The organism is Rhodohalobacter halophilus (assembly GCF_001715195.1).
In the GTDB taxonomy this organism is placed as follows: domain Bacteria; phylum Bacteroidota; class Rhodothermia; order Balneolales; family Balneolaceae; genus Rhodohalobacter; species Rhodohalobacter halophilus.
The window spans coordinates 52,651-76,175 of record NZ_MDWE01000034.1 but is presented as its reverse complement, the minus strand read 5'-3'; the positions used below and the strand labels follow the sequence as shown (position 1 = coordinate 76,175).

Genomic DNA, 23,525 nt, shown 5'->3' with positions numbered 1-23,525 from the left:
TATGAGATGAAGAAATCGGATCGATCTGAAAAGCCCTCCTCCAGAAACCGGATTAAACTCAATACAGACGGACCGGTCTACTTTTTTGGTGATCTGGAAGTAGAAGATCATGAAGGAAATACCGTTCTGAAGGACACCCGTTTTGCCCTATGCCGTTGCGGAGCTTCCGGAAATAAACCCGCCTGTGATAACTCCCACAAGAACATCGATTGGGAAGCAGATGCAAATGCAAACAAAGAGAAGATGCCTCCGATTGAAGAGGAGAATCATGACAAGCTGCTAATCAAATTAATGAAAAACGGGCCGGCCATTCTGGAAGGAAGCTATACGATGGAATCCCCTGAACTGGGTGAGCATAGTTCTGATAAAGGCGTAGCGCTCTGCCGCTGCGGGGGCTCGTCCACCAAACCGTTTTGCGATGGAACGCATAAGAAGATTGGGTTTGAGGGGTGAGTTGATTCACCGCCGGGGTGCGGCGAGCGTATGGAATCTATGTTGCGTACCTGACGGCACGCGTCAAATGAGGAAGGGTACGTGCTTATCTATCCATGTTTTGTCTCTACGAGACAATTGTATGGATGTAAATTCATGATGTTATAGTGATACAGATTCATAGCGTGCACACAAACCTTAAACTTTTTATTACATATTACATTGCGCCCATCGCATTAGCGACGGAAAATGGATTGAAATTATTGGCGATACATTCAGCCGTGCCGTCAGGTACGGCACATGGATTGAAAACCGGCAGGGACGACAAAAAAAAGAACAACTCCGCTAAGGCAACATTTCTGTGTACACCCTTCTTCTTATCTTCAACTAAATTGGCAATATTGAATCCATGATATTATCCGTTCACCATCCTTATTCCCAGCTACATCTATGAAATCGAAAGCACTCCTCATATCCGGATCTATCTTTATGGCCCTTGCCGTGGCTTTTGGCGCCTTTGGCGCACACATTGTTCAGGATATACTCACACCGGAGCGGTTTGAGGTTTACAAAACGGCCGTTGAATATCATTTCTATCATGCCCTTGGACTACTCATCATCGGGGCCATCTCCAATCATCTGATCGAATCTGTTTGGCTGAAATGGGCCGGCCGGCTCATGTCTGCAGGAATACTGATCTTTTCCGGAAGCCTCTACATTCTCACCCTCACCGATACCGAATGGCTCGGCGCAATTACCCCTTTTGGCGGTATCGCCTTTATTTTGGGGTGGATCTTTTTTGCGGTTGCTGCTTCAACTGAGTCAAAAAACAAGCCACTCCATTAACCAAAAACTGTATCTCAAGATGCTCTTTAAATGAAGATCTTCATTACAAATCATTCATGGTAAGCGATCTATTTTACATCAAATTACGGTACAAATATTTCTGAACTGAGTACATTTATCCAATGGTTAAACAAAACTGCATTTTACCCATTTTTATACTACTGCTTTTCTTTGGTGCTGATGTAGCCGCGAAACAGGCCGGGTCCGATAATGAACTCTACAACATCAGAGCCCAAAAGCTGACTGAAAACGAATCCATTCAGCTCGATGGTAATTTGGATGAATCGATCTGGAAGCGCATATCACCTATAAAAAACTTCACTCAGCAGGAACCGAGGGAAGGCGGTGACCCAACGGAACATACTGAAATATATATTGCGTACGACGAATCCAACCTATACATCGGCGCCATGCTTTATGACAGTAACCCCGATCAGATACTGGCTTATCAAAAACGAAGAGATCAGGGGCTTGGTACCGACGACCGTTTTATGTGGATCCTGGACACTTTTAACAATGGGCGGACCGCATATTTTTTTGAAACCAATCCTGCTGCACTTCGCGGTGACGGCCTTCTAACCGTTGGACAGGGCACCAATCTCAATAAAGCCTGGGACGGAATTTGGGACGTTAAAACTCAGATAACCGAACAGGGGTGGTCTGTTGAAATCCGTATTCCCTTCAGATCTCTCGATTTTGATCCTGACAATACAACCTGGGGCATCAACTTTCAGCGCACCATTCGAAGAGTAAATGAAGAGATTCTCTGGTCGGGATGGAGGAGAAACCAAGGCCTCTTCCGCCCACAAAATGCCGGCATCGTAACCGGCCTTACCGGATTATCTCAGGGAATCGGCCTTGAGGTAAAACCTTTCGCAACCGCAGGGCGCAATATGACACACCCTCCCGAGGGTGAACAATCTGTAGACAAATCTGTGGATGCGGGTTTCGACGTTTCGTATAGTTTCACACCCAGTGTTCGAGCTTCGCTTACAATCAACACTGATTTTGCAGAAACAGAAGTGGATCAGCGAAGAGTTAACCTCACTCGGTTCCCACTGCGTTTTCCGGAACAACGCGATTTTTTTCTGGAGGGGTCAGGGGTTTTTAGTTTTGTTCCTTCCAGCGGTGTTGAACCATTTTTCAGCAGGCGAATCGGGCTTGTAGGAGGACAGCCTGTTCCCATTACCGGTGGCCTTCGAATTTTAGGACGGGAAGGCAATACAAATATGGGGCTTTATCAAATCCGAACCGCAGAAAGTGACCTCTCAGAATCCGAAGATTTTACAGCTGCCAGGCTCTCTCAAAATATATTCTCAGAAAGTTCGGTCGGGCTAATCTACACCCGGCGCGGACAACCCGGCAATAACGCTCTCAACACCGATCACACAATCGGAACAGACCTGGAGCTTGGAACATCCTCTTTTCTTGGCGATAAAAATTTGCAATTTCAGGCTTTCTTCGTGTGGCATAACGAAGGGAGCTCAGGATTTTCCAACCAGTTTTGGGACCGTACGAGCAGAGGCATACGCATTAACTATCCTAATTTTCCTTTTTACAGCTGGATGTCGTACAGAGAGTTCGGTTCCTCGTTTAATCCCGCTGTTGGTTTTACACCACGGAATGGCTTTCGAAGATTTCAACCTACAGCAGGTTATAACTGGGTCTTTTCTGAAAGCCCAATCCTACGCTCATGGGAGGTACAGTTACGTTTTGAATATCTGACAAACCTCGAATTTGAACCTGAAACCATTAACATCAACTTGACGCCCATTGAAATTCAATTTGAAAGCGGAGAACAAATTGAATTCAGTCTCAACAGGAATTTTGAACAAATTTATGAGGATTTTGACATACTGCGCGATGGAACTGTAATTATTTTACCGGGCAGGTACAAAAATTGGGGCATAAATTCAGGTTTTGAAACAGCTGGTTTTAGAAAGATTTCGGGAGAAATTGAATACAGTTATGAGGGGTTCTGGACCGGAACAAGAGAGGAACTACAGCTAGAAGGAACCGTTCGTCCTTATCGAGGAATTAACCTGTCGGCTAATTGGGTACGAAGTCATGTAAAACTTCCTCAAACCTCGTTTACAACAAACCTCTTTGTTTTTCGAAACAATATAGACCTGACTCCCGATATCGCTTTTACACAAATCGTACAATACGACGATCTCAGTAACTTGTTTGGGCTCTATAACCGATTTCGATGGACACTTACCCCCGGCTCGGATCTCTTTCTGGTTTTTACGCGAAACTGGCTTGATACCGAAAATCGTCTTGTGGTCATAGAGTCGCAGGCAGCCATCAAAATAAACTATACCTATCGGTTTTGACATGAACATTGAATCCTATCGGAAATACTGCCTCTCATTTCCCGGAGTTACCGAAGAGTTTCCATTCGATGAAAATACGCTCGTGTTCAAAGTGATGGGAAAAATGTTCGCATTATGTGACGTAGATGAGTTTGAAAGCATCAACCTGAAATGTGACCCGGCAAAAGCGATTGAACTACGGGAAGAGCACCCCGGACTGATTGAGCCGGGCTATCACATGAACAAAAAACACTGGAATACCGTAAGCATGCGGGGAAATCTGCCGGATGACTTAATCAAAGAGTGGATAAAAGATTCGTATGATCTGGTTGTGGCAAAGCTGCCAAAACGGGTCCGGGAAAAGCTCTAGAGTTTTAATCAAGACAGACATGGTATTTCTATGTGGCTAAAATTTAATTACAGTGTACTCAACCGGCTGACAGGGGAATCTTGATTTGAAAACTTACAGAAATACCATGTCTCTTCTTACTTTCGGATCAACCCTACGGCAATCCAAACGGTAGCCGCTACAATGAGAGCAGTAGCTACAAACGGCAGGCCAAAATAGACCGCAAAGAGCGCGCCGCCCCAGGTTGGGCCAATCATCCGGCCCAGGCCAGACAGCCCCTGTGAGGCGCCCATCACGGCCCCAACGTTATCCTCACTCGCCTCTTTTGATATCAGGCTTGTAATGGTTGGAGTGTTCAGGCTCTTCCCAAGTGCCATCAAACCGAGAAAAAATGCCAGCGTGAACATACTTGTTGAAAACGGTATCAAACCAAGCCCGATCACCATTAGGATATTACCCGTCATAAAAAGCTTCTCTTCTGAAAAAGCATTGGTCAGCGATTTGATTAAAAAACCCTGAACAATCACGGCAATAATTCCGATATAGAAGAACTGGATACCAACCTGTTCGGCCGTCATGTTGAGCTGACCTTCGGCAAACAACGGAAAGGCGCTGTAGAGGCTCGACTCTCCAAACGAAAGCAGAAAAAATCCAATGACGAGCGGAATCAGAAAGCCGCGTGCTGATTTTCCTTTTTGATCAGCCAGTAAGCGCCAGAATTTTGGAGTGAACACACTCGGCCGGCGAAATACCTTCTCTCTCGGCTTGGAGGTATCCACTGTCTCGGGCAGTTTGAACAGTACCATCAAGAAGCTGCAGAAAGAGAGAAACGCCGCGAAGAATCCGGGAAGGGCATAGCGGTTTTCTCCCATCCAGGCGGCAAACTCGGCAAAACCAGCATTGGCCACCATTTCGTGAAATGTAGGGTGGATCAGCGCGGTGGCTGTGGCCGGACCAATCACAAAGCCAATCCCAAATGCCGCTCCGATTAAGCCCATTCCGCGTGCACGGTTGGCGCTGTCGGTTACATCGGCAATGTAGGCTTGAGCCGTTGAGATGTTCCCTCCCATCATCCCGGCAATAACCCTCGAAAAGAAGAGCACACCGATTGATTCCGCCAGACCAAAAACGATATAGGCTATAACGGCCCCAAATGTACTGAGCAGCATAATCGGGCGCCGGCCAATGCGATCGGACCAACTCCCCCAGATCGGCGAAAAGATGAGCTGCATAAATGAATAAACGCTGTAGAGCAATCCGATCATCACCGCGGAGGCCGCAAACTCCTGTGCATAAAACGGAAGCAGCGGCAGGATGATGCCAAACCCAAGCAGGTCGATGACAACAACGAGAAAAACAGTTGCTAAAGCAGATTTATTCATGAAAATGATCCATTAACGAGACGGCATAAGATATGCGCTTTGAGTGTACATTTCATGAAGAAGTTGAAATGGATTGATCTAATAGCATGCCGGGGCTATGAACGAAAGTAATGGTTTTTTAAATAACTGAAGAAGACAGCCCTCTGTTTAAGTAGGGTGATGAATGACCAGATATCTTAAAAAACCTGTGTTTGTAGAATGAAATGTCAGGCAACAGATCCGTTGAACCGAAGTATGGTTTACTCTCCGCGCTGTCTCTTGGCCAGCCCCCTTAGAAAATTCCTCAACACCTGATCACCGCAATTTTTATAGTTACGGTGGTTGTCATCCCGGAAAAATGCACTCAGTTCCGTCTTGCTGATAGAGAGCCCTTCTTCTTTCAAAATATCGATGATATTGGTGTCTTTGAGTTTAAATGCGACCCGTAATTTTTTAAGAACGATATTATTGGTAACCGGAATCTGGATAGGCTTTGGCGGATGCTTGTCACTTTTTCCGCGAAGGTGAAAAATCACTCCGTCCAGAAAGTAAGCCGTCAATTTGTGGTCGGTATCTTTTTCAACAACGGTTCCGTCTATCTTGGTGATCGACCCTTTGTTCTCATTGAATATTTCGGAAACTTCTTCCCTGTCGGGCTGATAATCGGCAAGCTTTAAGATATCGGCAATTTGTGCATCCTGCAGATCCATTATATAGCGGATGCTTTTGATGACTTCGTCGTTTCGCATGAATAGAATTTCATTAATATTTATTTGCAGTCAAAAATACAGAAAATATCTTCAAGCATCATCATTCGGTGATTTTGTGGCATTCGCGGGGATTAAACATGGTATTTCCCTAAATTCAGGTTTACTGATCTAGACAGAGCAATTACTTCAACAGATATTTTTTGAACTCAGAATAAAAATGCCACGTTGCCTAAAACAAACCGGTTTTGAGGTTCCGCCTCTGTTGGATTCGAGTTTTAAATAACTCTCTCTGTTCGGCGGATGGTGGCTATGCCTATTGTTCCCCGGGTTGCACCCGGGGCTATTGATGTGGCACCCTTTCAGGGTTTTGATAGCAATTATTTTTTACTCACTGCTTTTAGACTACTTCACTGCTTTCAATTTCGCAATACCCATCGCTTCGTCTGCAGCCTGAACGGTGTCATCCAGCATATTGTAGCTGAGTGTATTTGCCAGGAACCAGCTTTCAAACGGGGAGGGTGGCAGATAGATCCCGCGTTTCAACATCTCGTGAAAGAACACTTTGAAGAACTCCTGATTCGTGGTATTTGCAGTCTTGAAATCGGTTACAACTTCAGGTGTGAAGAAAATGCTGATCATCGACCCGACCTGATTCATGTAGTAGTCCAGCTCATGCTCATTCAGAACTACTTTTAATCGTCGTTTCAGATATTCGGTCTTCTCTTCCAGCTCAACGTAGATTTCAGGTTGCTTATCCAAAACGCTGAGTTGTGCGTAGCCCGCACTCATCGCCAGCGGATTCCCGGAAAGGGTTCCCGCCTGATAGACATCCCCAACCGGAGCAATCACATCCATGATCTCTTTTTTACCGCCAAAGGCTCCCACCGGCAGCCCGCCACCGATAATTTTACCGTAAGTGATCAGATCAGCCCACACATCAAACCGCTCCTGTGCACCGCCGCGGGCCAGGCGAAAACCGGTCATCACTTCATCAAATATAAGAACCGTTTCGTGCTCATCACACAGCTCGCGTAAACCTTCCAAAAATCCGGGCTGAGGGGGAATACATCCCATATTACCGGCAACCGGTTCCACAATGATGGCAGCCACATTGTCTTTATTCTTCTTCAGCAATTTTTCAACACTGTCCAGGTCGTTGTAGTTGGCGTTGAGCGTGTCCTTCGCCGTTCCTTCAGTTACTCCCGGGCTGCTCGGTTTGCCAAGAGTCAGCGCACCGCTGCCCGCTTTGATCAGGAACGAGTCGCCATGGCCGTGATAATTTCCTTCAAACTTAATGATCTTCTCTTTTCCGGTATAGCCTCGGGCAACACGGACGGCACTCATGCACGCTTCGGTTCCGGAATTTACCATTCGAACACGATCCACATTGGGAACCATTCGGCGGACCAGTTCAGCCATCTTGATCTCAATCTCAGTCGGAGCACCAAACGACGTAGAGTTGAACGATGCATCCTGCACCGCTTTTATCACAGGCGGATAGGCGTGCCCGAGAATCATCGGCCCCCATGAGCCTACGTAGTCGATATATTCATTTTCATCTTCATCTGTGATGATGGAACCCTTCGCTTTTTTGAAAAACACGGGAACACCGCCAACCGATTTAAATGCCCTCGCCGGGGAGTTTACCCCGCCCGGAATAAATTTCTGTGCCTGTTTAAATAGAAACTCGCTCTTGTTCAGTAGCATAGATTGTAATCTTTGTATTATTTGAATTGGAGCTAAAAAAGCTCCCCTCCTATTTAGGAGGGGGTTTGGGGGTGGTAGAAATTCACTAAAAAATGAAAGGACATAAACAGTACGTCCAGCAACTTATATTGAACAACCTCCCCTTACTCCCTCCTTAGAAAGGAGGGGATATCGTTGCCCAAACCTTAATTAATCGCTCATGTTTTGCAGTGCGGCGATACGGTCTTCGAGCGGCGGATGTGTCATAAAAAGTGCCTTCAATCCACTCTTTTTACCACCGGTGATGCCAAACGCCTGCATCGATTCCGGAAGCTGGTTGGGTACCTGCGACTCCGCTTTCAACCGCTGCAGGGCGCCAATCATCCCCTGGCGGCTGCCCAGTCGGGCTCCGGCTTCATCCGCACGAAACTCACGACGACGGGAGAACCAGAATACAATTGTGGAAGCCAGGATAGCCAGTACAATTTCTGCCACTATGGTAGTTACAAAGTAGCCGATTCCGAGGCCGCGCTCGTTCTTCAGAACCACACGGTCTACAACAAAACCGATCACCCGTGCGAGGAACATCACAAAGGTGTTTACCACACCCTGAATAAGCGCCAGAGTTATCATATCGCCGTTGGCAACGTGTCCCACTTCGTGTCCCAGTACCGCTTCGATCTCGTCGCGGTTGAACCGCTGCATCATACCGCTGCTCACCGCTATCAGGGCTTTGTTGCGGTTGGCTCCGGTGGCAAATGCGTTGGCCTGCTGCGCCTGGAAGATGCCCACTTCGGGCATTCCGATACCGGCTTCGCGGGCCTGGCTTTCAACCGTTCTGACCAGCCACTCTTCCTGTGAGTTTTGAGGCTGATCGATAATCTTCACCTTCATGGTCCATTTGGCCATCTTCTTGGAGAGTAGCAGGGAGATAAATGATCCCGCCATCCCGAACACAAAACAGAAGATCAGCAGATCCTGAAGGTTTAGATTCGTTCCGGTTTCATCCAAAAATGAGCCTACACCGAGGATCGAAAGGGTAATACTGGCCACCACAATGATCGCCAGGTTTGTCGCTAAAAATAATAGTACTCTTTTCATCTTTTAAGTTTCGTTACTTGTGTTGTTAATAATATTCTTTGTTTAGCAAAGGGGGTTGTTAGGAGCTCAGCTTTCAACAAAAACTTTTTGCTAAACCAAAAATCTGAGCAACATCCCCCTCGATGAACCCCTGAAACATTCAGGAGTTCATCGTTTTCCCCTTCGAAGGGGGACTACTTTAAAATTCGTGCTGCATCTTTCGCGAAGTAGGTTGCGATCAGGTCGGCGCCGGCTCGCTTAAAGCCAATCAGTGCCTCCATCATTGCCTCTTCTTCGTTGAGCCACCCTTTTTCAGCCGCGGCCTTTATCATGGCATACTCACCGGAAACGTTATAAACGGACACCGGCAAATGTACGGCTTCTTTCACCGCTCGAACAACATCCAGATAGGGTAGCCCGGGTTTTACCATAATGATGTCGGCACCCTCCTGCTCATCTGTGATGGCCTCTTTCACAGCCTCTGTAACGTTTGCCGGGTCCATTTGGTACGTCTTTTTATCTCCAAAACCGGGTGCTGAATCGAGTGCATCGCGAAAGGGGCCGTAGTAGCTGGAGGCGTACTTGGCACTGTATGCCATAATTCCTGTATCGGGAAAACCGGCCTCCTCCAGCGCCTCACGCATCAGCAGAACTCGGCCGTCCATCATATCGGAAGGTGCCACAAAATCTGCGCCGGCCTCGGCATGGCTCACCGCCATTTTTGCCAGAATATCGACGCTTTTGTCGTTCACAATTTTTCCATCCTCAACCACGCCGTCGTGACCATAGCTGGAGTAGGGGTCCATCGCCACGTCCGTCATCACCACCATGTCAGGAAACTGCTCTTTAATGGTTCGTACCGATTTCTGCATCAGCCCGTTTGGGTCCAGTGCTTCAGTACCCTCATTATCTTTTTTGTCATCCGGCACTTTTGCAAACAGGAGAACTGCGGGAATTCCTAACTGCTGAATTTCCTCCACCTCCTTCACCAACAGGTCGAGCGTAAAGCGGTAGTAATCCGGCATGGAGGGAATTTCCGCTTTTTGGTTTTGGCCCTCCATCACAAATAGCGGTGCGATAAAATCATTCACGCTTAAATGATTCTCAGAAACCATACGCCTCAGATTGGCTGTGGATCTCAGTCTGCGCGGACGTGAATAGGGAAATTCTGAAAAGCTCATGTAGAAATCTTTGGTTTGATTAACGTATTAATAGGTTGTAGTCATGGTAGCCGGAACCACAATCGTGAAATCGGCAGCCTCAAGCATTTCACTCTCAACGTCATGCACATCATCCACTACAACTGTGTTGATGGTCAAAACTCGCAGCTCCGGACGGTCTCGCTTCACATACCAAACAATTCCTTCGTAGTTATTGGAGTGATAGGATCCATTAAGGTGGAGCATTCGGCCGTTTTCATCCAGGTTTTTCAGGATGAAATGTGACATCGTTGCATCCTTTACGGCTTGCGAATAAACAAGATTCATCCCACCGTGTCCCTGCGCCATATCCAGCATATTCTGATACCCCGGTAACTCCGTATCCACCTCTACCGGCAGCGGCATCATCCACTGTTTTGCTTCATCTGTCAAATTATCGAGAGCTTCCAGCCCGTTGCGATATACACTCGAAGCGTATCGCCTTGGTATATTGGTGGCAACAACGTTCAGATTATTCTCTCGGGCAAACTCCAGCACGGGCTTATAATCGGTGGAGTAGTTGTTCCAGAGCCGGGCTTCACTCTCAAAACTGGACTGGCTGATGTTCGCATTCAGGTACTCATCAACAAGTATTTGCTGATCGGCTTCAAACATCTCGAAACCGACAGACGTTGCGGCGGTGGTATCCTTTTGAAGATCCATCAGGAGCTCAAGCTGAAGCCAGTGGGCAATCGCATTGTTATGAAGCTCCCCAAAAAAGGTAAGATCGCTGTTTTTGGATTGAACCAAAATGCTTTGATACGACACCACATTGCCGTTCTTGCTGTAGATCAGGTAGGCCGGTTTGTTCGATTCGGCAAAACCTGCGAACAGAAGTCCTGAAATCAGAACAAGAGAAATAAGCTGAAATTTTTTCATCGTAATTGAGATCATTTAGTTCACACCGCTCTACCCATTGCAGAGTTTAACAGAAGCAGACGCCGCCCGGGCTATCATCCGGTTTCGGACCCTGTTACTGTCCTGAGCCACCGCAAACCCATAGTTCCAGGTGCCATTAAAACTCCCCGACACCCTTCATTGAGCCGCTACAGGCTGAGAAGTACCGCTTCTAATCGTTTTCATATTAATACTTTAACATGAAGCCGCTATTAAGAATCAGGGTGCCTGCATCAGCATCTCTTCCCGAATTGCCTGAAATTCATCGCCTTCTTCCCACAACATCATCTCATCTGCATTGAGTATGTGAAAGCTCGACCGGAAAAAGAGACGTACATCCTTCTCCATACCTGAGAGATCCCAGTACTCATTGATCTCATCCCCCACAGAGTGGTAGTTCACAGCGCTGAGGCTATCCACTTTTTCGATAAAATCCTCCGGCTTATTCACGTAGTCGCGTCCCGGATTCGGGAAAATAGCGGGGATACCGACTCGTGCCAGTGAGAAGTGATCCGACCGATAGAAGAAGCCCTGCTCCGGATTAGGATCCGGCTTAACTACGCGTCCGCCCTGTTCTGCATACTGTTTGATAACATCTGTGATGGTATTTCTACCATAACCTACCAACACAACATCCTCGGTTTCTCCGTACACCTGCATGCCGTCCATGTTGAAGTTGGCTGTAATTTTACCGGGGTGAACCGTTGGATTTTGCGACCAATAGAGTGAACCGAGCAGCCCCATCTCTTCAGCTCCGACAAAAAGGAACAGTGCACTTCTGCGCATTTCCGGTTCGATCTCTTTGTATGCTTTTGCCATTTCCAATACGGCACTAACGCCGGCCGCGTTGTCCAGTGCTCCGTTGTTGATGGAGTCTCCATCTACCGGCGTGGTGATTCCAAGGTGATCGTAGTGTGCGGTGAACACAACATATTCATCAGCCAGATCCGGATCACTCCCTTTGATTTGCCCCAGCACATTTCTGGTGGACATATCACTATATGCGGCACTCAGATTCACATCCAGGGTCACACCGGAAAGAAGAACCGGTTCAAAATTTCTGTTTTCTGCAGCATCAAGCTGCTCATTCAAACTCAACCCGGCCTGATCGAACAGATACTCACTCTGCTCTTCCGTCATCCAGCCGTTAAACTCAGGCTTTGATCCGGCATCCTCTTCACCCTTCAGTGCAAACCGCTCTCTTCCCCAGCTATTCTCAATAACAGACCATCCATAGCCGGCAGTGGGCGTGGTATGAATAATGATGGCACCCAACGCCCCCATCTCTTCAGCTTTTTCAAATTTATAGCTCCAGCGTCCGTAGTAGAGGCGGGAATCTCCCTCAAAAATTTCAGGATCATTTGAAGGATCACTGTTTTTAAACACCAGCACCTTCCCTTCCACATCAGCGCCTTTGTAATCGTCCCACTCAAATTCCGGAGCCTGAATACCGTAGCCAACATAGAGCAACTCGGCATTACGGAGCTGCACGCGTTCGGCCTCATTGCTCGGCCACGCCATAAATTCAGTTCTATAATCCAACTGCTGTGCAACCTGCCCGTTTCTTCGGATGTTCATTACGGCGCTGCTTCCATCCACCTGTTGGCCAAGGAGCGGCACCTTCTGTGTGAATGAACCATCATCCATTCCGGGTGCAATCCCCATCCCTTCCATCGTTTCAATCAGATAATCCACGGTCAGATCTTCACCCCGGGTTGCAGGTGCTCGTCCTTCAAACTCATCCGAAGAGATCACCTCAATATGACTCATCAGCGATTCTGCTGTGATTGATTGAGCAGCTTGATCCACTGAAGATTCACCGCAGGAAATTGCAAATAGTGTAATAATAGGTGCGAAATAGAGTAGATACCGGTTCATAATGTTCATTAGTTTATTTAGAGTATTGTGGAAATTTCATGGGATAGGAATTTGACACCCCTCGCCCGCTGACGCAGACACTCCCCTCAAGGGGAGATTTACTCAACACATCAATCTCATTTCTGTAAAAAATTTTACCTATCCGTTGCTTTCAATTGTTGCTAAATGTAGGATTTTAAAGCGTGATTTTACAATTCGGTGAAATGAATTTTTCTGCCGTACCCTTTTTTCGTATGATTTGAGTGATATGATAAATTTCTACGACCATAAAACCATCTTAATTACCGGAGCAGCCAGTGGAATCGGGAAACGATTTGCCGAAAAAGTGGCCGCAATTGCCGATGTAAAACTGATTCTCTGGGATCGAAACCCTGAAGATCTGAGGGAAATCCGGGATCAATTACAGAGCCTTGCCGAGGTTCACATCTCGGGTGTGGACGTAACCGACCGCGAGGCGATCCAGTTCGAAGCCGACCACTACATCAAAGAGCAGCTCGTTCCAAACATCATCGTGAACTGTGCCGGGATTGTGGTGGGCAAAATGTTTCATGAGCACTCGTTCAGTGAAATTGAAAAAAGTGTTCAGATTAACACCATCGGCAGCATGTGGGTGGCTCGGGCATTTTTACATGAGATGATTGATCGCGGAACCGGGCAAATTGTGAATCTCGCATCAGCCTCCGGCTATATCGGTAACCCGCGAATGAGTGTTTATGCCGCCAGCAAGTGGGCGGTGATCGGGTGGAGTGAATCGCTGCGACTCGAGATGGAAAAACTAAAAACCGGAGTGGGGGTAACAACGGTGATTCCAAGCTACATCAAAACCGGTATGTTCGACGGTGTAAAAGCGCCCTTTCTGGTCCCGCTGCTTGAAACAGATCAGATTGTAGATTTAATGCTGCAGGGGATAGCCAAACAAAAACGAACCATCCGGGCACCGTTTTTGGTTAAATTCGTGCCGCTGCTCAAGGCTCTTCTTCCATATAAATTATTTGACTGGGTAGCAGGTAATCTGCTTGGTGTCTATAAATCGATGGATTCATTCAAGGGACGAAAGGCAAAATCCAAAAATTAGCATGACTATAGAGGAACTGGTTCAGTACCAAATAAAGGCATCTCAAGACCAAATTAACCGCCCGGTTGAAAAACGTAAAGCGGCTCTAAAAAATCTGCGTAATCTTCTCACCGATAATGAAGAGAAGATTTGCGGATCCATCGCCGAAGATTTCGGCAAACCTTATATTGAAGCATATCTGACGGAAATTGCCACCGTTGTTCATGAAATCGATTTTCACCTGAAGAATTTAAGTCGATGGGCTAAGCCTGAACAGGTAAGGAATTCCATCTTTACGTTTCCATCCTCCGGTTCTGTTTACAGAGAACCTTTTGGCACAGTACTTATCATCGGGGCTTGGAACTATCCAGTTCACCTTCTGTTCATGCCTCTGATCGGTGCCTTATCCGCCGGCAACAATGCTGTGCTTAAACCCTCAGAACTTGCCAAAAATACCTCAGCACTAGTCAACGATCTGATTGAGAAATATTTTTCTAAAAACTTACTTGCGGTTGTAGAAGGAGCTGTTGAAGAGACTCAACAACTGCTCTCGCTGCCATTTGATAAAATCTTCTTCACCGGCAGTACACGTGTCGGCAAAATTGTCATGAAAGCAGCCGCGGAACAGCTTATCCCTGTAACGCTCGAGCTGGGTGGAAAAAGTCCCGCCATTGTCCATTCGGACGCCAACATGGAGGTCTCCGCGAAACGCATCTGGTGGGGCAAAACAATGAATGCCGGCCAGATCTGTGTGGCACCCGATTTTGTTTTGATTCATGAGTCAGTAAAAGAGTCGTTTATAGAACAGGGAAAAATCGTTCTCTCTGAATTTTACCGTAATGACTACCTCACCGGACAAAATTACACACAGATTATTAATCTCGACCACTTTGACCGATTAATTCGCTTACTGGACCATAGTGACGTACTGTTTGGCGGTACCTCAAACAGAGACAATCGCTTTATTGAGCCCACACTGATTGATGCCGATTGGGACTCCGATATCATGCAGGAGGAGATTTTCGGTCCGCTGCTTCCCATCGTCACGTATAACTCTATGGATGAGGTTCAACACAGGCTGAACTCTCGGCCATCGCCCCTCGCACTCTATCTTTTTACCGAAAGCCGGGAGGTGGAAGAGATGATCATTCAGAATGTATCGTTCGGAGGGGGATGCATTAACGAAACCATCAGTCACCTGGGCAATCCCGGTCTGCCATTTGGAGGTGTTGGCTTGAGCGGCATGGGATCCTATCACGGAAAAAGAAGTTTTGACGCTTTTTCAAGAGAGAAGTCCATTCTCAAAAAACCGACCTGGCCCGATCCCGATTTTCGCTATCCGCCCCTGGACAGTAATAAACTGAAATGGATTAAAAAATTGTTTATCCGATGAGCATGGATATTCCGGAGAGATATACCGCGTTAGTTGCTCATGAGAAAGATGGGCGTTTTGTTCAATCTGTGGAACAAATTGCCACTTCCGATCTGCCGGATCATGACGTGATGATCAACGTAAAATACTCCTCCTTGAACTATAAGGATGCACTATCCGCAAATGGAAACAAGGACGTAACCAAATCCTACCCATTTACTCCCGGAATTGATGCCGCCGGAATTGTTGTGAAAAGCAGGGATGAGCGATACCGAGCAGGTGATAAAGTGATTGTCACAAGTTATGATCTTGGCATGAATACACCCGGCGGTTTTGGCCAATTTATCTCTGTTCCGGGCAACTGGATTGTACCGCTGCCGAACGGCCTGACCCTCAAAGAGAGCATGATTATCGGAACATCGGGTTTAACCGCTGCCATCGGTGTGGAAAAAATTGTCAAACAAGGTGTACCTCCTTATAGCGGTGAACTGCTTGTGACCGGAGCCACCGGCGGAGTCGGCTCATTTGCCGTAGGGTTATTGAGTCAGCTTGGATACCGTGTTGTTGCGGCTACCGGAAAGTTGGATCAGACCGACTTTCTGAAAACTCTCGGTGCCGGAAAGGTCATCCATCGCAATCAAATTACCGATGTACCCAATCGACCGATGTTAAGCGCCAAATGGTCTGCATCTGTTGAAACCGTTGGGGGTGAAATGCTTGATGCCGTCATTCGTCAGACCGAACACAACGGCGTGGTAACCTGCTGCGGAAATGTGCTTGGCCACGAGTTCCATACCAATGTCTTTCCATTTATTTTGCGCGGTGTATCTCTGATGGGTATCGATTCCGGAATCGCCCTTATGAGTGACCGACTTCGAATCTGGAACCTTCTGGCTACAGACTGGAAACCCCGTTTTCTGGAGCTGATCTGCAGAGAAGTTAAGTTGACCAACCTGCCCGGAGAGATTGAAAAAATAGATAATGGCAAACAGGTAGGTACCGTGTTGGTTAGCTTGCCTGACTAATTCTTCTGGACTCTTTTCTAACCTTTACGGCGCGCTTCAGTGGATTCATGATGTCGTCTGCCTTGATCGGCTTAATCAGATACTCGCTGTTTCCGGCCTTTTTGGCGTCTTTGATCGACTCTCGATTCGAATCTCCGGAAAGAAAAATAATGGGAGTGTCAGCAAATGCCCGGATTTTACGACTGGCATCAATTCCGTTCATCTCACCATTCAGGCCTATATCCATCACAATTACATCAGGATTCAGTGATTTCACCTTTTTCACTGCAGCTTCTCCCGACGTAGCCTTTCCTATCACGGTGTAACCAAGTTTTTCGATGATTCTTGTCTCAACTAGAGAGAGAAGCATGTCATCCTCAACAACCAGTACTGAACCTTTCGATTTCTTTGTCTTCATGAGCACCTAAGCATAAGAGTGGTGAATTGATACAGCCATAATATATTAACTTCTTTTAATATTAAAAAGTTTTAACATTTGTTTGGGCCATACTTATCCCGACTGTTAGAATTTCTGTCGGCTCATTTGAAAATGGATTCGTTTCGAGCACACAAGAAAATTAGTCATTGAACCCTTTTTATGAGACGGGTGGAAAATAAAAATCCGATTTGTTGTTGAGCCGGATGTAGGGCAAGACAAGAATCCATCAAAACAAAAAAGCCTCACAGCATCATATCACTATGCGCTGCAAGGCTTTACTTGAGAGTGGGACCGGGCGGAATCGAACCGCCGACACACGGATTTTCAGTCCGTTGCTCTACCGACTGAGCTACAGTCCCTCTCGGAAGACTCCAAATATAAGAGCTTTTAAACCTATCCTCAAAACCGATTCTCTATTTTCGTCAAATATTTTTAAAGTGATTAATTGTGCACTTTGATGTCTTTCAGGCGCATCTGTATGGATCGCTTTCCATTCCAGTAATTCTCTTCAAGCACATAAGCCACGTCCATCTGTCCGGAATCGCATTTACGGAGCATCGGCAGGTATTCGTGCATGTTGAACCCGATGGCATCTAAAATCGCAGAACCGTTCTGACGCACTTTGAATTTCAAATGGCCGTTCCCCACAATGCTTGGAACACCCTCTATACAAACATCTTTTGAAACAAATACCGGCCGCATATTTCCGGGCCCGAACGGTTCAAATTGTGAGAGCAGCTTCCAAAACTTAGGCCCAACGTGCTCCAGATTAAGATTTGCATCGATCTGCAGCTCCGGCAGAAAGTCGTTGTCCGACAATTTCTGAAACCCGATCGAGTTCATCCGCTTTCTGAATTCATCCAGATTGTCCGCATCCATTGTCAGGCCGGCGGCAAATTCGTGGCCGCCAAACTGCTCAAGCAGATCCTCACACTTTTTCAATGCGTTGTAAATATTAAACCCTTTAATAGATCGTGCTGAGCCTTTGATTTTCCCCTCAACCGTACTGAGCATAATTGTAGGGCGGTAGTAGGCGTCTACAAGGCGCGATGCCACAATCCCAATTACACCGAGGTGCCACTCCGGATGGTGCAAAACCATGGTGGATAAATTCTCCACATTGTAGTTATTCTCGAGCATATCTACCGCCTGCTCCATCGTTTCACTATCGGTGGTTCGTCGCCGGATGTTTATCTTTTCCAGCTCAGCTGCGTATTTGTCAGCTTTTGTTTCATCTTCCGAAATCATCAGTTCCACGGCTGCTGTGGCATCTCCCATACGCCCGGCAGCGTTAATTCGCGGACCAATTGAAAAGACAATGCTGGATGTACTGACGGATCCCGGAGGTATCTTAATTCTGTTTAATAGTGCTTTGATGCCGAGGCGCGGCTCCGAATTAATCATCTTAAGTCCACGGCGCATCAGGTAGCGGTTCTCCTCAACAATGGGAACAATGTCTGATGCAATGGAGATGGCCACAAGATCCAGGAACTGGTTGGGCAGTGTTTTGGGTAAGCCGAGTTTAGATACCGTTCCCTGAACCAGCTTAAAGCCAACTCCCGCGCCGGACAGTCCGTCAAACGGATAGTTGCAGTCGGGGCGTTTTGGATCGAGTACGGCTACCGCATCGGGTATTTCATCCCCTACGGTGTGGTGGTCGCAGATAATAAGGTCGATGCCGTTCTCTTTGGCAACTTTTGCCTCTTTTACCGCAGTGATACCACAGTCAACCGACACAATCAGGTCGGCATTAATATCAATGGCGTGTTTTATTCCATCCGGGTTGATACCGTACCCCTCTTTAAACCTGTGCGGGATATAGTAGTGGACATCAATGCCAAAACTCCTGAGAAAGGTGTATAGAATGCTAACTGCAGTTGTTCCGTCTACGTCGTAATCCCCATAGATTAGCACTTTTTGGTGATTACAGATCGCTTCAGCCAGGCGGCTCGCTCCCGGCTCCATATCCTTCATCAAAAAAGGATCGTGAAGCTTTTGACTCTCCGGCCTGAAGAACGATTTTGCATCATCAAAACTCTCAATACCCCGAATTGCCAGAAGCCGGGCAATCTCTTCAGGTACGTTTAGCTGCTGCTGTAATAGGCGGACAGACTCCTCCCTTTCGGGTTCCGAATAGACCCATCGGTATGCCATGATTTGTTTCCTGTTTTATTCTCATTTAAGAGGCAAAGGAGTGTCACCCCGTCAGTGCCAAACTGTGTTTTATCACACAGTAATAACTTTAACAAAAGCTTAATATTCTATTATAAGAAATGCAGAGCAGAAATTGTGTACCAATCAAAGCATCTGAGTGGAAAAGTTTATCCGTTTTCTTCATAACCTGTTCGTAAATAATCTTAAATTTACAGCGGCATGAAAAAAGCGCAACTCAATTTTGCAGGTACCGAAACTGTCAATTCTGCCCGAAAAATATTAAATTGGAAGCGTTTCCAATCGGATGGTATCCGACTCGAATTTTAAAAAACTGTAGTTATGAATGATTTGAAGAATATGCTTGATAAAGAGAGCGACACACACAACGATTTTGAACTTTTTGGTGAGTTGAACAACCTCGAACATGAGCAGATTGTTTTCTGCTCGCGACCCGAGGCCGGCCTTAAAGCAATTATTGCAATCCACGATACTACTCTAGGCCCGGCTTTAGGCGGAACCCGTATGTGGGATTATAAATCCGAAGCGGAGGCCATTCGCGACGTACTGCGCCTCTCGCGGGGAATGACCTACAAATCGGCCATTTCCGGGTTGAACCTCGGTGGAGGGAAGGCAGTGATTATCGGGGATGCACAAACCCAGAAAACCGAACCGATGTTCCGCGCATTTGGGCGTTTTGTGGATGGTCTCGGCGGCCGCTACATCACGGCTGAGGATGTGGGAATGACCGAGAAGGAGATGGAGTGGATCTTCTCTGAAACTAAATTTGTAACCGGTATACCCAAAGAGATGGGCGGAAGCGGTAACCCTTCTCCTGTTACGGCTTACGGGGTATATATGGGAATCAAGGCATCCGCAAAACGAGCCTATGGCAGCGACTCGCTCGAGGGAAAGCGAATAGCCATACAGGGTGCAGGTTCTGTGGCGTCTCACCTTGCCCATCACATCAGTAAAGAGAATGCAGAACTTTTTGTAACCGATATATTTGAAGATAAAGCCAGGCAGCTGGCCGAGGCTACCGGGGCCACCATGGTAAAACCGGACGACATTTACACTCTCGACGTGGATATTTTAAGTCCCTGTGCACTGGGCGGTGTGGTGAACGACGATACCATCAACTACCTGAAGTGCGACATTGTGGCCGGCGGGGCCAACAACATCCTGGATGATGAAGACAAACACGGGAATGAATTGATTAAAAAAGGAATTCTCTACGCACCCGATTATGTTATCAACGCGGGCGGATTGATTAATGTGGCCAGTGAGCTGGAAGGTTACAACGAAAACCTGGCTATGAACAAAGCTTCACGCATTTATGATACCGTCCTCGATATCTTTGATTACGCGGAAGAGAACAGTATCCCAACCATTGCCGCATCAAACGCTCTTGCCAAAAAGAGAATTGAAGACGTAGGTAAAGTTGGAACGATCTACTCCTCAAAAAGCCATTTTTCCAACCGGAAGGGTGAGCAGTACCTGAGAGAGCGATCATAACATTGTACACAACCCTGACTATTCAACTGAGCAGCCCGGTGAAAATCGGGTTGCTTTTTTTATGGGAAAGAGTCAGATTATTCTGAACTTAAAATCTATTCCATCCTTATGAATCGATTTTCCGCAACCTGGTCTTTGATGAAGAGCTCTCTTCTCATTCTGTTGGAAGACAAAAAAATGCTCCTCTTTCCAATTTTCTCAGGAATCTGCACTTTGGCCATCGGACTCACTTTTATTGTACCGATCGTATTTCAGCAGGGCTTGAATATTTTTGGCTTTTTGGACGCTCTTCCCGAGGCGATGATGTTTATCACCATTTTCATGTTCTACCTGCTCACCTACTTTGTGATGATCTTTTTCAATTCAGGTGCTGTGCTGTATGCCATCAAACATATAAAAGGTGAACAGCCCACATTTGGTGACGTTTTTCAACAGTTGCGGGACCGTATTGGCCACATTCTTGGATGGACAGCCATCGCGGCAACCGTTGGGTTGATCATCAACACCATTGAAAATCAATCGGATTGGGTTGGTAAAATTGTAGCCGGCCTCATTGGGCTTAGCTGGACCGTAACCAGCTTTATGGTCATTCCGGTTCTCATCGTGGAACAAAAAGGGCCGATTGAAGCGCTGAAAGAGTCTGCAGGCATGTTGAAAAAATCGTGGGGAGAGCAGCTCATTGGTCACTTCAGTTTCGGCCTCATCTTTACTGCACTGCTCATGGGTGCCGCCATTGTTACCATACCGCTTTTTTTGCTGGGTGATATCTTCATTCTGATTGCCCTCACCATATTAATCCTCTTTGGACTCACACTGGGAATTTTACAGTGGATTCTTCAATCTATTTTCATGGCAACTCTGTATCTTTATGTGCGTGAACAGCGCCTGCCCGGCTCCTTCACACAGAGCCAGATCGATCGGGCGGTGAGATAATATCCGCGTCAGGCGAATCGTTTACTGTTCTGCATTAGAATCATCCCAATCCAATATTGAAGTATTATCTATATGTCACTGAAAAAGAAGTTTAAGTTCAAGGATCGTTTAATTAAGGGAATCGACCCGGACGGGCAATTTAAAATAAGCGTGGTTAAAACGACGGATGTTGTTCGCACAGCACAGAAAAACCACAATTTGTCTCTGCTCAATACGGTACTGCTTGGCAAAACATTGACATCCGCCATGCTGCTTGCATCAGAATTGAAAGGTGAAGAGCGTATTCAGATCAGAGTTGACGGGGATGGACCGGTCGGGATGTTGACAGCCGAAGCGAATAGAGTGGGAGAGGTGCGCGGCTACTCTGCAAATCCTTCCGCCGAACTGGATTATACCAACCCGGAAACAACCATTTCTGATGGTTTAGGAAATGGAGTTCTCACCGTCACAAAAACCCTCTATAATGAGGCAGAGCCGCGCCGGAGCTCCATCGCTTTGGTTAACGGCGATATCAATTCAGACATTGCCCATTACATGGCGCAATCCGAGCAGGTCCTTTCCGCCTTTCTGCTTGATGTGAGCCTGTTCGACGACGGCACCGTAAAACATGCCGGTGGGGTACTTTTGCAGCGTCTGCCCGAAGCGGATGAAACAACGGTTGAGAAACTTCAGAAAACACTCACCGACCTTCCACCTTTGAGTGAACTGCTTGAGAACGACTATTATATAGACGATATCATGAAGGTGGCAACAAAACCGTATGCCGTTAAAGAGTTGGATCGGCAGCCTGTTCACTTTTTCTGCCGTTGTTCACCCAAGCGTTTCAAAAACGCTCTCTCTATGCTTGGTTATGAAGAGCTTAAAGAGATGAAGGATGAGAGCCAGGAAGTGGTTTGTAACTACTGCGGGTCTAAAGTTGAAATCAGCAAAGAGGAAATTGCCGAGCTGGCGGAGAATGCAAAAGCGAAAATGAATTGAGCTTCCTCTGTAGTTCTCGCCGATGGCAATGTGAGGGGAATCAATAAAATCCTGAAGCCGGTTTAATCCGTTGCCGGCTTTCAACATGAATGAAGCTAACAGAGGTCATTCATACCGTCGTTGATCCATATAACGTATAAAATCTTACTAAACTGCAAAAGATGACCCACAGCCGCACGCTTCGCTGGCATTAGGGTTATCGAATGTAAAGCCTCGCGCATCCAGCCCATCAGGGTAGTCGATGATAACACCATCCAGATATAACATGTGATCGGACTTCACAACAACTTCCAGGCCTTGAGTGTTTACAATTACATCTTCATCCGTCCGAATATCAAATCCCAGCTTATAGCTTAACCCGGAGCATCCGCCTCCTTCTACCGCTACGCGCAGATAGAGCTCTTCATCCAGATTTTCATCCTGCTTGATTTTACGAACCTGCTTTGCTGCCCGTTCTGTAAGCTGAAGATCATTGCCGCTCGCCTGCTTTTCAAATTCCCGGCGAAACTTCTCTTCAGCGCTGAGCTCTTCTTCAGGCTCTTCATCAATCAGAGATGCAATAACGTCGTCTAAATTTTCATCTTCGATAGCCATAGATAGAATAATTTTTCAGTTACTTCACAGGATTTGAAAACGTAAAATAATCCTTTTCCGATTTCCTGAACAGTTTCAGAATTCCGGCACTCACCAAATTAACAAGAATTTTGGACGCACGATAGCTTGTTACATTAATCAATTCTGAAAACTTCTGAACACTGATCTCACCGTATTCATTCAAATAACGGAACAGCATCTGTTCATGTTTTCCATACTCAAACGTAACACCTGATTCTGAATACTGCTGTTTCAAAATCTCAGTCTGTTCGTCACTTGCCAGTGTGCTTTCATCCTGAAAGCGAACAAAAACCCGGCGTTTCTTCTTTCCCTTCAGATATACAGGTTTTTTCTTCGACTCCGGGACCCGCACCACTATTACATCGGCGTCGGACAGATGTACGAGTTCAATTTGCAGCTCAACAGCCGGAACACAAAGTTTTTGGGCCGCTTCCTGCAGTAGGAACTCCTCTTCAAAAAAGGAGCGAATTCCCGTTATCTGTTTATCATCCTGCACTCCAATTAAAATAGTTCCGCCCGATGTATTTGCGAATGCAGCTATTTCGCGCGCAATTTTTGCCGGAGTGGGTACCGTTTTTTTGAATTCGAGATAGGTTCCCTCGCCGGTCTGAATCAGGTTTCGAAGATCGGAAGGGTTCATGTCAGATATGACAATCTCACCGTTTGGCAATTTCATAATACTATGCACTTTTGGGGTATAACAGTTTTTCA

21 protein-coding genes and 1 tRNA gene are annotated in these 23,525 nt (G+C 46.6%); 10 read left to right on the top strand and 12 right to left on the bottom strand.

Annotated features, from left to right (window positions below; all coding sequences use genetic code 11):
• The 4 genes from BG260_RS09915 to BG260_RS09900 all read left to right on the top strand — a co-directional run.
• Positions 1-453 (top strand): CDGSH iron-sulfur domain-containing protein (locus BG260_RS09915; RefSeq protein ID WP_141691570.1); only part of this gene is annotated, 453 nt, incomplete at its 5' end.
• A 429-nt stretch (positions 454-882) separates the two neighbouring features.
• Positions 883-1,278: a DUF423 domain-containing protein gene (locus tag BG260_RS09910; RefSeq protein WP_069132194.1), complete on the top strand. Its 396-nt coding sequence runs from the start codon at positions 883-885 to the stop codon at positions 1,276-1,278.
• A gap of 122 nt (positions 1,279-1,400) precedes the next feature.
• On the top strand, positions 1,401-3,614 hold the full coding sequence (locus BG260_RS09905) for a carbohydrate binding family 9 domain-containing protein (RefSeq protein WP_083750239.1): 2,214 nt from the start codon (positions 1,401-1,403) through the stop codon (positions 3,612-3,614).
• Between the two features lies 1 nt (position 3,615).
• Complete coding sequence (locus tag BG260_RS09900) at positions 3,616-3,963, top strand: MmcQ/YjbR family DNA-binding protein (RefSeq protein WP_069132192.1); 348 nt, start codon at positions 3,616-3,618, stop codon at positions 3,961-3,963.
• 116 nt (positions 3,964-4,079) lie between these two features.
• On the opposite strand, the gene BG260_RS09895 is transcribed toward BG260_RS09900, so the two are convergent.
• From BG260_RS09895 to BG260_RS09865, 7 genes are all read right to left on the bottom strand, one after another.
• Positions 4,080-5,324 (bottom strand): MFS transporter, encoded by a 1,245-nt coding sequence (locus BG260_RS09895; RefSeq protein WP_069132189.1) that lies wholly within the window; start codon positions 5,322-5,324, stop codon positions 4,080-4,082.
• Positions 5,325-5,563: 239 nt separating this feature from the next.
• Positions 5,564-6,052 (bottom strand): YehS family protein, encoded by a 489-nt coding sequence (locus tag BG260_RS09890; protein WP_069132187.1) that lies wholly within the window; start codon positions 6,050-6,052, stop codon positions 5,564-5,566.
• Between the two features lie 363 nt (positions 6,053-6,415).
• Positions 6,416-7,720: a glutamate-1-semialdehyde 2,1-aminomutase gene (gene hemL, locus BG260_RS09885; protein ID WP_069132185.1), complete on the bottom strand. Its 1,305-nt coding sequence runs from the start codon at positions 7,718-7,720 to the stop codon at positions 6,416-6,418.
• 189 nt (positions 7,721-7,909) lie between these two features.
• Positions 7,910-8,800 carry a protease HtpX gene (gene htpX, locus BG260_RS09880; RefSeq protein ID WP_069132183.1) on the bottom strand — a complete coding sequence of 297 codons (891 nt, stop codon included), beginning with the start codon at positions 8,798-8,800 and terminating at the stop codon, positions 7,910-7,912.
• A 173-nt stretch (positions 8,801-8,973) separates the two neighbouring features.
• Entirely contained in the window at positions 8,974-9,960 is a 987-nt protein-coding gene (gene hemB, locus BG260_RS09875; protein ID WP_069132181.1) for a porphobilinogen synthase, read from the bottom strand.
• 27 nt (positions 9,961-9,987) lie between these two features.
• The gene (locus BG260_RS09870) at positions 9,988-10,857 is read right to left on the bottom strand and encodes a ChaN family lipoprotein (RefSeq protein WP_069132221.1); all 870 of its coding nucleotides are present in this window, start codon (positions 10,855-10,857) and stop codon (positions 9,988-9,990) included.
• A 237-nt stretch (positions 10,858-11,094) separates the two neighbouring features.
• Positions 11,095-12,753: a M28 family peptidase gene (locus BG260_RS09865; protein ID WP_069132219.1), complete on the bottom strand. Its 1,659-nt coding sequence runs from the start codon at positions 12,751-12,753 to the stop codon at positions 11,095-11,097.
• A gap of 247 nt (positions 12,754-13,000) precedes the next feature.
• On the opposite strand from BG260_RS09865, the gene BG260_RS09860 reads away from it, so the two are divergent.
• Genes BG260_RS09860 through BG260_RS09850 form a run of 3 tightly spaced genes read left to right on the top strand, consistent with a single transcriptional unit; the run spans position 13,001 to position 16,204 of the window.
• Complete coding sequence (locus BG260_RS09860) at positions 13,001-13,828, top strand: SDR family NAD(P)-dependent oxidoreductase (protein WP_141691569.1); 828 nt, start codon at positions 13,001-13,003, stop codon at positions 13,826-13,828.
• A 1-nt stretch (position 13,829) separates the two neighbouring features.
• Entirely contained in the window at positions 13,830-15,200 is a 1,371-nt protein-coding gene (locus BG260_RS09855; protein WP_069132179.1) for an aldehyde dehydrogenase, read from the top strand.
• Positions 15,201-15,202: 2 nt separating this feature from the next.
• Positions 15,203-16,204, top strand: a complete 1,002-nt coding sequence (locus tag BG260_RS09850) for a YhdH/YhfP family quinone oxidoreductase (RefSeq protein WP_069132216.1) — start codon at positions 15,203-15,205, stop codon at positions 16,202-16,204.
• On the opposite strand, the gene BG260_RS09845 is transcribed toward BG260_RS09850, so the two are convergent.
• From BG260_RS09845 to recJ, 3 genes are all read right to left on the bottom strand, one after another.
• Positions 16,188-16,601 carry a response regulator gene (locus BG260_RS09845; protein ID WP_069132177.1) on the bottom strand — a complete coding sequence of 138 codons (414 nt, stop codon included), beginning with the start codon at positions 16,599-16,601 and terminating at the stop codon, positions 16,188-16,190. The two genes, BG260_RS09850 and BG260_RS09845, sit on opposite strands and share 17 nt — an antisense overlap.
• A gap of 307 nt (positions 16,602-16,908) precedes the next feature.
• Positions 16,909-16,981 (bottom strand) — tRNA-Phe (locus BG260_RS09840).
• Between the two features lie 82 nt (positions 16,982-17,063).
• Positions 17,064-18,776: a single-stranded-DNA-specific exonuclease RecJ gene (recJ, locus tag BG260_RS09835; RefSeq protein WP_083750237.1), complete on the bottom strand. Its 1,713-nt coding sequence runs from the start codon at positions 18,774-18,776 to the stop codon at positions 17,064-17,066.
• Between the two features lie 339 nt (positions 18,777-19,115).
• Between recJ and BG260_RS09830 the strand changes: the two genes are divergently transcribed.
• The 3 genes from BG260_RS09830 to hslO all read left to right on the top strand — a co-directional run bounded on the left by BG260_RS09830 (position 19,116) and on the right by hslO (position 22,199).
• Positions 19,116-20,288 (top strand): Glu/Leu/Phe/Val family dehydrogenase, encoded by a 1,173-nt coding sequence (locus tag BG260_RS09830; protein WP_245683944.1) that lies wholly within the window; start codon positions 19,116-19,118, stop codon positions 20,286-20,288.
• Between the two features lie 108 nt (positions 20,289-20,396).
• On the top strand, positions 20,397-21,221 hold the full coding sequence (locus BG260_RS09825; RefSeq protein ID WP_069132173.1) for a DUF6159 family protein: 825 nt from the start codon (positions 20,397-20,399) through the stop codon (positions 21,219-21,221).
• 72 nt (positions 21,222-21,293) lie between these two features.
• The gene (hslO, locus tag BG260_RS09820; protein ID WP_069132171.1) at positions 21,294-22,199 is read left to right on the top strand and encodes an Hsp33 family molecular chaperone HslO; all 906 of its coding nucleotides are present in this window, start codon (positions 21,294-21,296) and stop codon (positions 22,197-22,199) included.
• Positions 22,200-22,346: 147 nt separating this feature from the next.
• Here the strand turns inward: hslO and BG260_RS09815 are convergent, their stop codons facing one another.
• Complete coding sequence (locus tag BG260_RS09815; RefSeq protein ID WP_069132170.1) at positions 22,347-22,793, bottom strand: HesB/IscA family protein; 447 nt, start codon at positions 22,791-22,793, stop codon at positions 22,347-22,349.
• A 19-nt stretch (positions 22,794-22,812) separates the two neighbouring features.
• Positions 22,813-23,490 carry an AlbA family DNA-binding domain-containing protein gene (locus tag BG260_RS09810; RefSeq protein WP_083750236.1) on the bottom strand — a complete coding sequence of 226 codons (678 nt, stop codon included), beginning with the start codon at positions 23,488-23,490 and terminating at the stop codon, positions 22,813-22,815.
• Between the last annotated feature and the right edge of the window lie 35 nt (positions 23,491-23,525).

Bases quoted from the DNA above. Each gene is read 5' to 3' on its own strand.
- BG260_RS09860 (WP_141691569.1), top strand. From the start codon at position 13,001: ATGATAAATTTCTACGACCATAAAACCATCTTAATTACCGGAGCAGCC.
- hemB (WP_069132181.1), bottom strand. From the start codon at position 9,960: ATGAGCTTTTCAGAATTTCCCTATTCACGTCCGCGCAGACTGAGATCC.
- BG260_RS09910 (WP_069132194.1), top strand. From the start codon at position 883: ATGAAATCGAAAGCACTCCTCATATCCGGATCTATCTTTATGGCCCTT.
- BG260_RS09905 (WP_083750239.1), top strand. From the start codon at position 1,401: ATGGTTAAACAAAACTGCATTTTACCCATTTTTATACTACTGCTTTTC.
- BG260_RS09825 (WP_069132173.1), top strand. From the start codon at position 20,397: ATGAATCGATTTTCCGCAACCTGGTCTTTGATGAAGAGCTCTCTTCTC.
- BG260_RS09895 (WP_069132189.1), bottom strand. From the start codon at position 5,324: ATGAATAAATCTGCTTTAGCAACTGTTTTTCTCGTTGTTGTCATCGAC.
- BG260_RS09865 (WP_069132219.1), bottom strand. From the start codon at position 12,753: ATGAACCGGTATCTACTCTATTTCGCACCTATTATTACACTATTTGCA.
- BG260_RS09830 (WP_245683944.1), top strand. From the start codon at position 19,116: ATGAATGATTTGAAGAATATGCTTGATAAAGAGAGCGACACACACAAC.
- BG260_RS09845 (WP_069132177.1), bottom strand. From the start codon at position 16,601: ATGAAGACAAAGAAATCGAAAGGTTCAGTACTGGTTGTTGAGGATGAC.
- BG260_RS09890 (WP_069132187.1), bottom strand. From the start codon at position 6,052: ATGCGAAACGACGAAGTCATCAAAAGCATCCGCTATATAATGGATCTG.
- htpX (WP_069132183.1), bottom strand. From the start codon at position 8,800: ATGAAAAGAGTACTATTATTTTTAGCGACAAACCTGGCGATCATTGTG.
- BG260_RS09900 (WP_069132192.1), top strand. From the start codon at position 3,616: ATGAACATTGAATCCTATCGGAAATACTGCCTCTCATTTCCCGGAGTT.
- recJ (WP_083750237.1), bottom strand. From the start codon at position 18,776: ATGGCATACCGATGGGTCTATTCGGAACCCGAAAGGGAGGAGTCTGTC.
- BG260_RS09850 (WP_069132216.1), top strand. From the start codon at position 15,203: ATGGATATTCCGGAGAGATATACCGCGTTAGTTGCTCATGAGAAAGAT.
- hemL (WP_069132185.1), bottom strand. From the start codon at position 7,720: ATGCTACTGAACAAGAGCGAGTTTCTATTTAAACAGGCACAGAAATTT.
- BG260_RS09810 (WP_083750236.1), bottom strand. From the start codon at position 23,490: ATGAAATTGCCAAACGGTGAGATTGTCATATCTGACATGAACCCTTCC.
- hslO (WP_069132171.1), top strand. From the start codon at position 21,294: ATGTCACTGAAAAAGAAGTTTAAGTTCAAGGATCGTTTAATTAAGGGA.
- BG260_RS09870 (WP_069132221.1), bottom strand. From the start codon at position 10,857: ATGAAAAAATTTCAGCTTATTTCTCTTGTTCTGATTTCAGGACTTCTG.
- BG260_RS09815 (WP_069132170.1), bottom strand. From the start codon at position 22,793: ATGGCTATCGAAGATGAAAATTTAGACGACGTTATTGCATCTCTGATT.
- BG260_RS09855 (WP_069132179.1), top strand. From the start codon at position 13,830: ATGACTATAGAGGAACTGGTTCAGTACCAAATAAAGGCATCTCAAGAC.